At 51.3% G+C, this 13,078-nt stretch carries 15 protein-coding genes; 7 read left to right on the plus strand and 8 right to left on the minus strand.

Annotated elements, in window-relative coordinates; genetic code table 11:
• The first annotated feature begins 47 nt into the window (after positions 1–47).
• Genes hemB through EUZ85_RS06730 form a run of 3 tightly spaced genes read left to right on the plus strand, consistent with a single transcriptional unit; the run spans position 48 to position 4,290 of the window.
• Positions 48–1,055, plus strand: a complete 1,008-nt coding sequence (hemB, locus tag EUZ85_RS06720) for a porphobilinogen synthase (protein ID WP_127968573.1) — start codon at positions 48–50, stop codon at positions 1,053–1,055.
• 28 nt (positions 1,056–1,083) lie between these two features.
• Positions 1,084–3,222, plus strand: coding sequence for a polyphosphate kinase 1 (ppk1, locus tag EUZ85_RS06725; protein WP_127968574.1), 2,139 nt, complete (start codon positions 1,084–1,086; stop codon positions 3,220–3,222).
• 33 nt (positions 3,223–3,255) lie between these two features.
• Complete coding sequence (locus EUZ85_RS06730) at positions 3,256–4,290, plus strand: AI-2E family transporter (protein ID WP_127968575.1); 1,035 nt, start codon at positions 3,256–3,258, stop codon at positions 4,288–4,290.
• Positions 4,291–4,300: 10 nt separating this feature from the next.
• Here the strand turns inward: EUZ85_RS06730 and EUZ85_RS06735 are convergent, their stop codons facing one another.
• The 4 genes from EUZ85_RS06735 to EUZ85_RS06750 all read right to left on the minus strand — a co-directional run bounded on the left by EUZ85_RS06735 (position 4,301) and on the right by EUZ85_RS06750 (position 7,579).
• Complete coding sequence (locus tag EUZ85_RS06735) at positions 4,301–4,855, minus strand: hypothetical protein (RefSeq protein WP_127968576.1); 555 nt, start codon at positions 4,853–4,855, stop codon at positions 4,301–4,303.
• A gap of 232 nt (positions 4,856–5,087) precedes the next feature.
• Positions 5,088–5,345: a YfhL family 4Fe-4S dicluster ferredoxin gene (locus EUZ85_RS06740; RefSeq protein ID WP_127968577.1), complete on the minus strand. Its 258-nt coding sequence runs from the start codon at positions 5,343–5,345 to the stop codon at positions 5,088–5,090.
• 112 nt (positions 5,346–5,457) lie between these two features.
• Complete coding sequence (gene coaD / locus EUZ85_RS06745) at positions 5,458–5,943, minus strand: pantetheine-phosphate adenylyltransferase (protein WP_127968578.1); 486 nt, start codon at positions 5,941–5,943, stop codon at positions 5,458–5,460.
• 190 nt (positions 5,944–6,133) lie between these two features.
• Positions 6,134–7,579: a coniferyl aldehyde dehydrogenase gene (locus EUZ85_RS06750; RefSeq protein ID WP_127968579.1), complete on the minus strand. Its 1,446-nt coding sequence runs from the start codon at positions 7,577–7,579 to the stop codon at positions 6,134–6,136.
• A 160-nt stretch (positions 7,580–7,739) separates the two neighbouring features.
• Here EUZ85_RS06750 and EUZ85_RS06755 point away from each other — a divergent pair, with 160 nt between their 5' ends.
• On the plus strand, positions 7,740–8,399 hold the full coding sequence (locus tag EUZ85_RS06755; protein WP_127968580.1) for a TetR/AcrR family transcriptional regulator: 660 nt from the start codon (positions 7,740–7,742) through the stop codon (positions 8,397–8,399).
• A gap of 19 nt (positions 8,400–8,418) precedes the next feature.
• On the opposite strand, the gene yihA is transcribed toward EUZ85_RS06755, so the two are convergent.
• Positions 8,419–9,087: a ribosome biogenesis GTP-binding protein YihA/YsxC gene (yihA, locus tag EUZ85_RS06760; RefSeq protein ID WP_127968581.1), complete on the minus strand. Its 669-nt coding sequence runs from the start codon at positions 9,085–9,087 to the stop codon at positions 8,419–8,421.
• Positions 9,088–9,369: 282 nt separating this feature from the next.
• Here yihA and EUZ85_RS06765 point away from each other — a divergent pair, with 282 nt between their 5' ends.
• From EUZ85_RS06765 to EUZ85_RS06775, 3 genes are all read left to right on the plus strand, one after another.
• Positions 9,370–9,975: a cytochrome c gene (locus EUZ85_RS06765; protein WP_127968582.1), complete on the plus strand. Its 606-nt coding sequence runs from the start codon at positions 9,370–9,372 to the stop codon at positions 9,973–9,975.
• Positions 9,976–10,198: 223 nt separating this feature from the next.
• Positions 10,199–10,804, plus strand: coding sequence for a thiol:disulfide interchange protein DsbA/DsbL (locus tag EUZ85_RS06770; RefSeq protein WP_127968583.1), 606 nt, complete (start codon positions 10,199–10,201; stop codon positions 10,802–10,804).
• Between the two features lie 40 nt (positions 10,805–10,844).
• A complete protein-coding gene (locus EUZ85_RS06775; protein ID WP_241566977.1) occupies positions 10,845–11,702 on the plus strand; it encodes an endonuclease/exonuclease/phosphatase family protein in 858 nt (285 codons plus the stop codon).
• Between the two features lie 74 nt (positions 11,703–11,776).
• Here the strand turns inward: EUZ85_RS06775 and rpmG are convergent, their stop codons facing one another.
• From rpmG to radC, 3 genes are all read right to left on the minus strand, one after another.
• Entirely contained in the window at positions 11,777–11,932 is a 156-nt protein-coding gene (rpmG, locus tag EUZ85_RS06780) for a 50S ribosomal protein L33 (protein WP_011394978.1), read from the minus strand.
• A gap of 11 nt (positions 11,933–11,943) precedes the next feature.
• Entirely contained in the window at positions 11,944–12,180 is a 237-nt protein-coding gene (gene rpmB, locus EUZ85_RS06785) for a 50S ribosomal protein L28 (RefSeq protein ID WP_127968585.1), read from the minus strand.
• Positions 12,181–12,396: 216 nt separating this feature from the next.
• Positions 12,397–13,071 carry a DNA repair protein RadC gene (radC, locus tag EUZ85_RS06790; RefSeq protein ID WP_127968586.1) on the minus strand — a complete coding sequence of 225 codons (675 nt, stop codon included), beginning with the start codon at positions 13,069–13,071 and terminating at the stop codon, positions 12,397–12,399.
• Between the last annotated feature and the right edge of the window lie 7 nt (positions 13,072–13,078).

Here is a 13,078-nt window from a genome sequence, read left to right on the forward strand (position 1 = left end):
GCTTATCATGATGCGATAAATTTTCTGACAGCATAGAGGGCGATTACGTGGCATTTACCCCCCGTCAATATCCGGCTGTGCGCATGAGACGCATGCGTTACGATAGCTTTTCCCGTCGACTGATGCGCGAAACCACGCTTACCGTTGATGATTTGATTTACCCGATGTTCGTTCTTCCCGGTAATGAGAAGGCGCAGAAGATTGATTCTATGCCAGGAATTGAGCGGGTCAATGTCGAGGACTTGCTGCGTGAGGCGGAGGAACTGGTGGGACTGGGGATTCCCGCTATTGCATTGTTTCCTGTGATTCCTGCGGCGGGCAAAAGCGAGAATGCGGCGGAGGCCTATAATCCCGAAGGGCTGGTCCCGACGGCAGTACGAGCGCTTAAAAGCCGTTTTCCTGAGTTGGGTGTGATTACCGATGTCGCCCTCGATCCATACACCACCCATGGGCAAGATGGCCTGATTAACGATAAAGGTTATGTGCTCAATGACGAAACGGTGGAAGTGCTTGTCAAACAAGGCCTCACCCATGCTGAAGCAGGCGCGGATGTTGTAGCTCCCTCGGATATGATGGACGGCCGCATTGGCGAGTTACGCGGCGCCCTGGAAAAACAAAGCTATATTAATACTAGGATACTCGCCTATTCGGCGAAGTATGCGTCCGCTTATTACGGGCCATTCCGCGACGCGGTCGGCTCGGCGGCCAATCTGGGGAAAAGCGATAAATACAGCTATCAGATGGACCCCGCCAACAGCGATGAGGCCATGCAGGAAATCGCGCTGGATTTGGCCGAAGGCGCTGACATGATCATGGTCAAGCCTGGTATGCCCTACCTCGATATAGTGCGCCGAGCCAAATCCGAGTTTCAGGTTCCGACATTTGTGTATCAGGTCAGCGGCGAATACGCCATGCATATGGCGGCGGCCCAGCAGGGCTGGTTGAATGAGACCGCGGTGATGATGGAGTCGCTGATGTGCATCAAGCGCGCCGGCTCCGATGGGATTTTGACCTATTTCGCCAAGAAGGCGGCGCAACATTTAAAACAGACATAACCAACAAACGCTTAAGGATTACAGTTTCATGAGTAGCGATTCGACAACGGTTGCCGTTAATGATGTGTTAGAAGGGGAGGCAGACTCCTCACAGGTCCCTGTGATAGACCTGAACAGTTCCGAGTATTTCTTCAACCGTGAGCTGAGCCATCTGCAGTTTAACGCCCGAGTGTTGAATCAGGTCTTGGATTCCTCCCACCCGCTACTGATGAGGTTGATGTTTTCATGCATATTCAGCAGCAACATGGACGAATTTTTCGAAATTCGTGTGGCGGGCCTTAAGCAACAGATCAAATATGGACGGGAAACGGTCGGCGCTGACGGTATGTCGCCAGCGCAGACGTTACAGCATATCGCAGAGCAGGCGCACAAGCTGGTAGAGCAGCAATACAGTGAGCTGAATGATGTGATGATTCCCGCTCTGGAGCAGGAGAATATCTTCTTCCTGCGCCGCGCGGACTGGACGCCGACCCAGCGAGACTGGGTGGCCCAGTATTTCGAGCGCGAATTGCTGCCAGTCATCAACCCTATCGGACTGGACCCCAGTCACCCCTTTCCCCGTCTGGTCAATAAGAGCCTGAACTTTATCGTTGAGTTGGACGGCAAAGACGCTTTTGGTCGTGAGACAGGCATGGCTATCGTCCCGGCGCCGCGTTCATTACCAAGATTGGTGCGGTTACCAGACGAAGTCTGCGAAGGCGGCGATAACCTGATTTTCCTTTCTTCCGTCATTCACGCTCACGCCGATGATCTGTTCCCTGGCATGACGGTGAAGGGCATGTACCAGTTCCGCATTACTCGTAACGCGGACCTGGTGTTGGAAGAAGACGATATGGAAGACTTGGCGCAGGCATTGCGCGGGGAGCTTCTCAGCCGTCGTTTCGGCGATGCGGTGCGGTTGGAGGTGGCGGATAACTGCCCTGAGGAACTGGTGCAGTTTCTATTGCAGGAGTTTGGCCTGACGGAAACCGAATGTTATCGCGTCGCGGGTCCTGTAAATCTGACGCGCTTGCTTGCCGTAAATGACTTTGTTAACCGGCCTGATCTGCAGTACCCAGGGTTCACTCCTGGATTACCCAAAGAAATGCGGCATAAAGAGAACCTGTTCGAGGTCGTCGCCAAACAGGATATTCTGCTGCTGCATCCATTTCAGAGCTTTACGCCGGTCATTGACCTCCTGCGTCAGGCTGCGAAAGATCCTAACGTGCTGGCCATTCGCCAGACGCTGTATCGCTCCGGCAGCCAGTCTGAAATCGTCGCGGCTTTGGTTGACGCCGCCCGCCGCGGTAAGGAAGTGACAGCGGTTATCGAGCTGCGCGCCCGCTTCGACGAGGCGGAAAACCTGGAGTTGGCGAGTCGCTTGCAGGAGGCCGGGGTTATTGTGGTGTATGGCGTGGTGGGTTTTAAAACTCACGCGAAAATGATTCTGATTGTCCGTCGCGAAGAAGGCCAGCTGCGCCGCTATGTTCACTTGGGCACCGGCAACTACCACGCCAGCAACGCCAGACTTTACACGGACTACAGCCTGCTGACCGCGGAGAACGCCCTGTGTGAGGATGTGCACAGGATATTCCTGCAGCTGACCGGAATGGGCAAGGCGCTCAAAATCAGGAAGCTGTTCCATGCGCCGTTCACGTTACATGACAAGTTGCTGGGGTTGATCAGCCGCGAGGCGGAAAACGCCAAAGCGGGTAAAGAGGCGTATATCCTCGCCAAGTTCAATGCGCTGACAGAGCCTAAGGTTATCACTGCGCTGTATGAAGCCTCCCAGGCCGGGGTGCGCATTGACCTGCTTATTCGCGGTATCTGCTGTTTGCGCCCAGGGGTTCCCGGCGTGTCTGAAAATATTCAAGTGCGCTCGGTTGTCGGACGTTTTCTGGAGCATACTCGCGCCTTTTACTTTCACAATCACGGCAAATATGAAGTGTACGCCTCCAGCGCCGACTGGATGGTGCGCAATCTGTTGAATCGGGTTGAGACCTGCTTCCCCATCGAACGAAAAGAACTGGCGGAGCGTATTAAAAGCGAGCTGGACGCCTACTTGCGGGATAACTCCAACGCCTGGCTTTTGCAGTCGGACGGCTCCTATGAGCGTAAGGCGATAGAAGAGGGCGAGGAGCGCTTCAACGCCCAGAACTTTTTGCTCACTCAGCTGGCTTCCGTTTAGGAAGCCCTCTCTGTAATTTCCAGGAGCACTTTTATGTCTCAGCAGGCAGGATTTTCTGCAGGCGCGCGATTTTTAATCACCCTGGCGGCGTTTATCGTTGTCGTCGCCGGTATTAAACAGGCGGAGTCTATTGTCTCGGTTTTTCTCCTTTCCGCTTTTTTCGCCATTTTGTGCACGCCGCCATTTGTCTTTCTTCAGTCCAAAGGCGTACCCGCCTGGCTTTCATTAATACTGGTGCTGGTGGGAATCACCTGTGCGCAATTGCTGGTGGTGAGCGTCATTGCTTCGTCATTGGCGGACTTTAAGGAAAATCTGGATTTTTATCAGGAACGCCTGCAGGGGGTGAGCGGAGAGTTCATCAACTGGCTGAATTCGATGGGAATACATATTTCCCAAAGCGTCGTTAAGAATTACTTCAACCCTGGCTCGCTGCTCAAGACCGCCGTGAATATGCTGGGAGGACTGGGAGGCGTTTTGTCCAACGCCTTTCTCATTGTTTTGACCGTGATTTTTATGGTGTTTGAGGCTACGGTGCTGCCCAATAAACTGCATCGGGCCTTTGAGGGGCGCATGGCTTTCGAGCGTATGGATTTGTTTCTCGACAACGTAAAACGTTACATGTCGATAAAGACCATCATCAGTCTGGTGACGGGATTAACAGTTTGGATCATGTTGTTGGCGCTGGGAGTGGATTATGCGCTGCTATGGGCGGTGCTGGCGTTGCTGTTCAACTTTATCCCTAATATTGGGTCAATCATTGCGGCGATTCCCGCGGTTTTGCTGGCGCTGATTCAATTGGGGCCGGGTCATGCGGCTATCGCCGGCGCGGGCTATGTCGTGATCAATGTGGTGATGGGGAATATTATCGAGCCCAAGTTCATGGGGCGTGGATTGGGCCTGTCTACTCTGGTGGTCTTTCTATCACTGGTATTCTGGGGATGGATACTGGGACCAGTAGGGATGCTGCTGTCCGTTCCGTTAACCATGATGTTAAAAATTGCGTTGGACTCCAGCGAAGAAACCCGCTGGATGTCCATATTGATGGGGTCTGAAAGTGAAGGGGAGTGAAGCGGACTCTTCAGCTGCCGGGCTCAATCAGTACGCCGCCTGTGTTTAAGCGCTGCAGCTCCCGCTGGCGCTCCTGGCTAAACTGGAGCGCGCGGTCCATCTTTTCGTTATAAAGCTCCAGCCACGTGCGAGACCCAGGCACCATGCGCGCCAGATCGTACATCCCTTCTTTGACGCCGCGAATAAACTCCTGGTAGCTCGCTTCCTGCTTCAGTAAGAGGCGCTGAAAAGCGGGAGCGCTGCCGTTTGCAATGGAGGTTTTGATAGTAGGAATCTCGGCATTCAGGGCGGCGACCTGCTCGCGGGTCGCCTGGAGTTCCTGTCGCAACTCCTGCACTTTATTTTGCAGGTCTGCGATCTCCGCTGTTTTCGCGGAATCGCCTCCGCTGTCCATAGCGCTGATGATGGAGACGGTGATAGTGACGGATAACGTCACGACGATCAGCATGGCGAGTAATAGCAAGAAAAAGCGGTTCAGCGACATGCTTTTCTCGAGCAGCGTCAGCCGTTGTGCTTCGGTCATTTGTTCGTCTTCCGCTTCTTTTTCTCGCTCACGGGTAGCCATGATCTATCTCCAGCAAAAATACAATGATGAGACGGCTTCGCCGTTTGGAAATACATTTCCAGTTTATAAGTTTAGCCCACATTGCTTAAAGATGTCGTGAACTAATAAAGGTAAGTCCTTTATATCAGGTAAAAACAAGTAAAAGAGAGTGAGGATATATTGCCGAACTTATATAAAAAGGGGATAGATAAAGGTGGGGACGGACAGTTATGCGTCCGTCCCGGCAAGCGTATTAAGCGGGCGTATTGCCTGTCAGTTTGTAATATTTCGTCATCAGCTCCTCTTCAGTCTCCACCTTGTTAGGGTCCAGAGGAATACAGTCGACAGGACATACCTGCTGGCACTGTGGTTCGTCATAGTGGCCGACGCACTCAGTGCATTTGTTGGGGTCAATAATATATATTTCTTCGCCCGGAGAAATCGCTTCATTCGGGCATTCCGGCTCACATACATCACAGTTGATGCAGTCGTCCGTAATCATTAGCGCCATAAGGTACCTCATGCTTGTCGGACAGGGTGGCCGACGCCACTCGTTTCTCGCCCTCTCCGACTATACAGTGCTCTAGAAACACGCTGATTGTATCAAAAACACAACCCTGGAATCACTTGCGCAATGCGAATTGTTGTTGCAGGGCCTTAGAGACGATTGGATCTACAAACTCCGTCACATCGCCGCCCAGCACAGCGATTTCTCTGATAAGCGTAGAGGAGATATAGGAGAGGTGGTTGGCGGGGGTCAGAAAGAGGCTTTCCACGTTCGGGGCCAACTTGCGGTTCATATCGGCGAGCTGGAACTCATACTCAAAATCGGACACGGCGCGCAGCCCGCGGAGAATAATATTGGCCTGGTTTTGTTGTACGAAATCCGCTAACAAGTTGCTGAACCCTTTTACTTCTACGTTGGAGAACGGCTTGACGACCTGACGCACCAGGTCCACCCGCTCTTCCAGTGAAAACAGAGGATTCTTTTTCGGGCTGGCTGCAACGGCCACCACCACTTTATCGAAGATACGCGAAGCGCGGGCGATCAAGTCTTTATGACCATTGGTGATAGGGTCAAAGGTGCCTGGGTAGATAACGGTATTCATAGACGGAAGATTCCGGCGTCAGCTAAAGGTAGGTTATGGGGTTAAGTGGGCGCGTAGCCTGTACTGCGCGCAATTCGCGTATAGGCTACGCGCCCCGAAGGCGCGGCGCAAGTTGAGTCGCTAGAGGCGTCTATCGGCGAACGTTCGACCGTTCGGTCGACTGTATCTAGTGTGGATTCGGCTGTTCCCGCTAACGCAGGAACAGCTTGTATACCAACTGATGCAGCAGTGTGCCGTGAGGCGGGAAGATAATTTTTCCGCTGTGAAAACGCTGCTTCGTATGTACGGCTTTGTGGTTAGAGAAATTGAGAAAGCCTTCCTTGCCGTGATAGTGGCCCATGCCGGACTCACCGATGCCGCCAAACGGCAGGTCGTCCTGGGCGAAGTGCACTAGTGTATCGTTAATGCAGACGCCGCCTGCGTGAGTGCGCTCCAATAGATGCTTTTGCTCGCTTTTCTTATAGCCAAAATAGTAGAGGGCCAAGGGGCGAGGACGATTATTAATGTAGCGAATGGCGTCATCAATGGAGTGGTATGGAACGATCGGTAATAGAGGTCCGAATATTTCCTCTTGCAATACCTTCATCTCTGGCGTGGCGTTGATAATCAGCGTCAGCGGAAGTTTACGGGCTCCGCGACTGAAATCCTCATTGGCCGGATTCATTTCAATCAGCGTTGCGCCTTTGTCTTGCGCATCTTTCAAGTAACCGTTCAGGCGCTTGAGCTGACGGTCGTTAATGATCGCTGTGTAATCCGGGTTGTCTTTTAATGACGCATATAGCTTGCGAAACTTCTCTCTAAAGGCGTCGATGAAGGGCTCTATTTTGTCTTCGGGACATAGAACGTAGTCTGGGGCAATACAGGTTTGGCCGGCGTTAAACGCTTTGCCAAAGGCGATCCGCTCAGCGGCGTCAGTGATCGGAATATTTTTCGAAATCACTGCGGGGGACTTGCCGCCCAGTTCAAGCGTCACTGGTGTAAGGTTTTCCGCCGCCGCGCGCATGACCATGCGTCCGACAGCAGTGGAGCCGGTGAATATCAGGTGGTCAAATGGCTGGCGGGAAAACTCGGCGGCGACATCGGCCTCGCCAACGATCACGGAAACCAAGTCCTCGCTAAAGGTGTTAGCCATTAGGTCCTGGAATACCTGGGAAGTGCGCGGCGTATACTCGGACATTTTTATCATCGCCCGATTGCCTGCCGCTAATGCTGTGATCAGTGGACCAACCGCCAGATTGAGAGGGTAATTCCAGGGAACGATGATACCCACTACACCCAGCGCTTGATAGTGGACTGAATTTTCGGAACCGAAAAACAGTAGCCCTACTTGCCGGCGGGAAGGCTTCATCCAGGATTTAAGATGCTTCAGCGTATAGTTGATGCCTTGTATGGCGGGCATGAACTCCGCTAAAAGCGTTTCGTCGCGAGATCGGGAGGAAAAGTCTTCATTAATGGCGTCAAGCAACGCCTCTTGATTGTTCAGCAACGCTTTTTTTAAGCGAATCAAGGTATCGCGTCGCACTTCGTAACTGGGGTTGGGGGCGTGGTCAAACGCGCGTTTTTGCGCTTGAAACGCCCGGTGCAGGTGCTGAATTTCTTTCTTGCTAGTTGTGATCGTGAGAACGTCCGCCGCCATTATCGCCTCCTGGGCGTCTTGCCCCATGGTGCTGATTTTTGTTTTTCTACGCTTGCATCAGTGGTTATATTTTTAGAGTATATACTCTAGGTGTCAAGACCTGATGTATAGAAGGAACTATTCATAATGAAAGCCGCCGGTTTGGATCAGAGCAGTCGTAATGAACACTAGAGAAAAAATAATTTTAGCCAGTCTGGATTTATTCAATGAGCGCGGAGAGCGTAACATCACTACCAATCATATCGCCTCTCACTTAGGTATTTCTCCAGGTAATCTCTATTATCACTTCCGCAATAAAACGGACATTATTTACGAGATTTTTTTACAGTATCAACTGCTGGTTGACCACTATCTGCAAGCTCCAGAGGGGCGGCCGCTAACCGTTGAGGACCAGTTTGATTATCTTGAGTCAGTGTTCGATGGTTTATGGAGTTACCGCTTTTTCCATCGGGATCTGGAGCACTATCTTGAGTCGGACGAACGCTTGAAAGCTGACTATCGCAAATTCACGCAGCGCTGTATCGTCAGTGTGGTGAATATCATTCGGGGAATGGAATTGTCTGGTATTTTAAGGCCGGTTTCTGATCACTTACGCCGATCTCTGGCTTTAAACGTCTGGCTGGTGGTGACGAACTGGATGTCGTTTCTAAAAACCGCCGCAGGCGAAGAGAGCGCCTTGATCCGCAAAGACACTCTCAAGCATGGGATATATCAGGTTATTTGTCTGGAAGCGCCATATCTGCAACCAGCCTTCCATGACCAAGTGACCGGATTACAGCAGAATTACTCCCCCAGCGTTCTCAATGACCTGGGTCTATGAGTCGCTGGTTGCGAGATACTTATGCTTGGGGCTCAGCGGTTTCTTCTATATCTGAAGCCGTGCCGTCAGTTGGGATAAAAAACCGGTCCATAAACGCGTGCGCTTCTTCAACTCCCGTTTTGCTGACGGAGGAAAAGAGCTGCGCTTCGACAGGAAACTTCCAGTTCTTCTTCAGCTCTTTTCTTACTTCTTGAAGCGCGCTCTTGGCTGGACCGTATTTGAGCTTGTCAGCTTTAGTCAGCAACACCAGCGTCGGCAGTCCGCGCGCTTCGCACCAGTCAAGCATGCTGCAGTCAAAGGGGCTGAGGGGATGTCGGATATCCATGACCAGGATCAAAGCGTTTAGCGTCAATCTGTGTTCTAAATAGCGCTGCAAATTGCTCCGCCATTTTTCAAGCATGGCTTTTGGCACTTTGGCGTAGCCATAGCCTGGAAGGTCAACCAGTCGGCAGCCTTCGCTATTCAAGGTAAAGAAGTTAATAAGCTGAGTGCGGCCTGGCGTCTTGGATGTCTTCGCCAGTTTCCCGTTTTGGGTGATCGCGTTCAGAGCGCTGGACTTTCCTGCATTAGAGCGTCCGGCGAAGGCGACCTCTACGCCCATATCAGGCGGACACTGCTGCAACTGTTCTGCGCTCATAAGGAAGCGGGCGCTTTGATATGAGACGGGGCGTTTGGTGGTTTGGGTCATACATTTAATGCTTGCAAATATCGAAAAATGAGTGGATGCAGCATCGCTTTGAGGCTGCGTTTTTGAATGGCTATGTCGCGTTGTTTATTCGTTCATGTTTTGAGTGTTTTATGTATAATACCAGACCGTTTTAAGGGCGTGGAAAGATAATCCAGTTCTTTTCACGTAATTGCAGCATGCGCGAATTGGTAAAATAAGATACTGATTGTGCTTGGGGTATCTTGGATCAAAGCGCCTCAACAATGTAATTGCAAATTAAATAGGTAGCTGATGGGGTCAACAATGAGAATTTTCGTAACTGGTTTGGTGCTGGCGATGGGTATGATTGGCCTGGCGCACGCTGAGGGAGACCCTAAGGCGGGACAGACCAAATCTGCAGTTTGCGCGGCCTGCCATGGTGCTGACGGTAACAGCGCCGTTCCCAACTTCCCCAAACTGGCGGGGCAGGGGGAGAGATATCTGATCAAACAGATTCACGATATCAAGTCCGGAAATCGCGCAGTGCCGGAAATGGCTGGATTGACAGACAACTTGTCGGATCAGGATATTGCCGATATCGCCGCGTATTTCGCCAGTCAGCCAGCAACAGTTGGTTCGGCCAGTGAAGCGACTTTAGATAAGGGCGAATCGCTTTATCGCGCAGGTAATGCCGCCAAGGGCATCCCCGCCTGTTCAGGTTGCCATTCTCCTAATGGCTCAGGCAACTTCCCTGCAGGATTTCCTCGCCTAAGCGGCCAGCATGCTGACTATGTCGCCAAGCAATTGCAGAACTTCCGGTCTGGCGATCGTTCCAATGATGGCGAGACCCGCATCATGCGCGACATTGCCGCCAATATGAGCGATGCAGAGATCAAAGCATTAGCTAACTATATTCTGGGCTTGCACTAATCGCAGCCTGGAATATACCAGTTCAAAAAAGGCGGCTTTGGCCGCCTTTTTTGTTATGCGCGGCTTGCATCCATATTAATTGTTTGTCATAAGCGCGGCTCTGGAGTTGCATAATGAATGCTAAGAGGTAAAACTTTTTTCCTTACAGCATGCCTGCAAATGTTTTCTAATCAACGGAGCTCGGAGATCGTAAATGCGGAAGTTCGCCAGGATTCTATTAATAATGACTTTGGGTCTGGTTGCTCTGGCGGCCAGGGCTGAGACCTATGTTGAAGGACAGCACTATAAAACGTTGCCGGCGCAGATTCCGGTGCGCGACGCTTCTAAGATCGAAGTGGTGGAATTGTTTTGGTACGGCTGTCCTCATTGCTACAAGTTTGATCCTCTGGTTAACGCTTGGAAAAAGAGTTTGCCGGAAGATGTAAGTTTCTTCCGTTCGCCAGCGGCTTTTAATAAGATCTGGAAGGCGCATGCCCAGGCTTTCTACACAGCGGAAGCATTGGACGTTTCAGAAAAGATGCATCAGCCGCTGTTCGATGCACTGGCGAGGGACCACCAGTCCATCAACTCCGAAGATGAATTGGCTAAATTCTTCGCCCAGTATGGCGTGGAAGAAGCGCAGTTTAAAAAGGCCTATAATTCTTTCAGTGTGAAGTCCAAAGTTGAGCAAGCCGCTTCACGTGCGCTTTCTGCCCGGGCGACAGGGGTGCCTGCGTTAGTGGTCAATGGTAAATACCGCATAGACGCTATTCGTGGCGGTACTTACGAGGATATGCTGAAAGTTGCTGACTTCCTGATAGAAAAAGAGCGCCAAGCAAAAGGTTCTTGAGAGGGCGCTAACAAAACTAACGTAGTAGGAGTGCTGGGGCGTGTATCAAAAGTTCAGAGATAAGTTTGGCGCCCTACTACCTCGTCGCTCTCCAGTCATGGAGGGCGACATGAATGCCGCTGAAGAATTTCCCCACCACAGACATATCCGTCTTCTCAGTTTTAATATTCAAGTAGGCATTTCGACCGCCGCTTATCGTCATTATGTGACGCGTAGCTGGCAGCATGTTTTGCCTAGTCAGTCCCGTAATAAAAACCTGGATCGTATAGCCGCGTTGCTGAGTCAATATGATGTTGTAGCCTTGCAGGAGTGCGACGGCGGCAGTATTCGTAGCGGTTATGTCAATCAGGTGGAATATCTGGCGGAGAAGAGTGGGCACCCATACTGGTTTCAACAGTTGAACCGCAATCTTGGACGCATTGCGCAGCATAGTAATGGGTTGTTGAGCCGTTATCGGCCGAACTCCGTTACGCAGCATAAGCTGCCAGGCGTTATTCCAGGGCGGGGCGCTATTATCGCAACCTATGGCGATCCTTCTAATCCTCTTGTTGTGGTGATGTTGCACCTGTCTTTGGGTGAAAAAGCGCAATGTCAGCAATTGGAGCATGTTTGCGGGTTAATTGATGGGTATGAGCATGTTGTATTGATGGGGGATCTGAACAACCAGGCGGAACAGTTGCTAAGTTCTACGGCGTTGGGGCGTACGACGCTGGTGTCTTTACCTGAGCGGGTGAATACCTTTCCAAGCTGGCGTCCTGAGCGTTCCCTTGATCATATTATGGTTAGCCCTGGGTTGCAGATCAGAAACGCGGGTGTGGTTTGTTTTCCTGTGTCTGACCACCTCCCTGTTGCGGTGGATGTGGCATTGCCAGTCGGGTATGGAAAAGGGAAGGCATAAAAAAACCCGACTAGGCCGGGCTTTTATCAGCCAAGCTAAAGGGGCTTGGCCGTTATCTTGAAGAAGTAAGATGCTTACTTGATCTTGGCTTCTTTATAAGCAACGTGCTTGCGAACAACAGGATCAAATTTTTTGATCTCCATTTTCTCAGGCATAGTGCGCTTATTTTTAGTAGTAGTGTAGAAATGGCCGGTTCCAGCTGAAGAAACCAATCTGATCTTCTCGCGCATAATTTAGCTCCTTAAACCTTGCCGCCACGTGCGCGAATATCGCTCAGCACTTTATCAATGCCGACTTTATCGATAATTCGCATACCTTTAGTAGAAACACGCAACTTAACGAAGCGCTTTTCATTCTCGACCCAGAAACGATGAGTTTGCAGATTCGGAAGAAAACGGCGCTTGGTTTTGTTGTTTGCGTGAGAAACATTGTTACCAGTTATTGGGCCTTTGCCCGTAACCTGACAAACTCTAGACATTTGACTCGCCTCCAACCAAACGTTGGTACTGAAAAATTCCTGCTTCTGGGTGGAGAATTTCCCGCTTTACCCAGACCCGTAAAAATGAGCACGACTTTATAGCAGAAAGAGGCTTTCAAAGCAAAAGAATTTGCATTTTTTGCACAATTTCCAGAGGGCTTGGCGCATCTCTTTTCGCTTTTCCGTCGCAAGCGCTTCTTTATATGGGCGGAGAGTTTAAATCCAACCCCGCTCCGCCAGGGAAACGACTTCTCCGTCGCCGACAATCATATGGTCCAAGACTCGCACGTCAACCAATCTCAGCGCTTTGCGCAGGGTTTCTGTGATTTCCTTGTCGCTAAGACTCGGCTCCGCGACGCCGGACGGATGATTGTGAGCGAATATTATAGCCGCCGCATTGTGTTTTAGCACTCTGCGTACGACTTCTCGTGGATGTACGCTGGCGGAATCGATAGTGCCGCGAAATAACTCTTCGTAGGCGATGACGCGATGTTGGTTGTCCAGAAATAAAGCGGCGAAAACTTCATAGGGATAATGCCGCAGGTGGGCGCTCAGATATTCCCGTGTCAGCTCGGGGCTGGTGAGATTATGGCTTCGCTGCATTTTTTCTTGTAAGTAGCGCTTGGCGAGTTCCGTCGCCGCCTGCAACTGGCTGTATTTTGCTTCCCCCAGGCCAGGGACCTGGGTGAATTCATCCAGGCTGGCGTCCAGCAAGGGGCGAAGTCCGCCGAACTGGTTAATGGTGTCGCGTGCAAGATCCACCGCGCTGCGGCCGCGGGAGCCGGTTCGGAAGAATATAGCGAGAAGTTCGGTTTCACTTAATTTGCTGGCGCCATGGGCGATAAGCTTTTCACGAGGACGGTCGGCCTTTGGCCAATCGGAGATAGGCATACGAAAT

Origin of the sequence: Hahella sp. KA22, assembly GCF_004135205.1 — a bacterium.
GTDB lineage: Bacteria > Pseudomonadota > Gammaproteobacteria > Pseudomonadales > Oleiphilaceae > Hahella.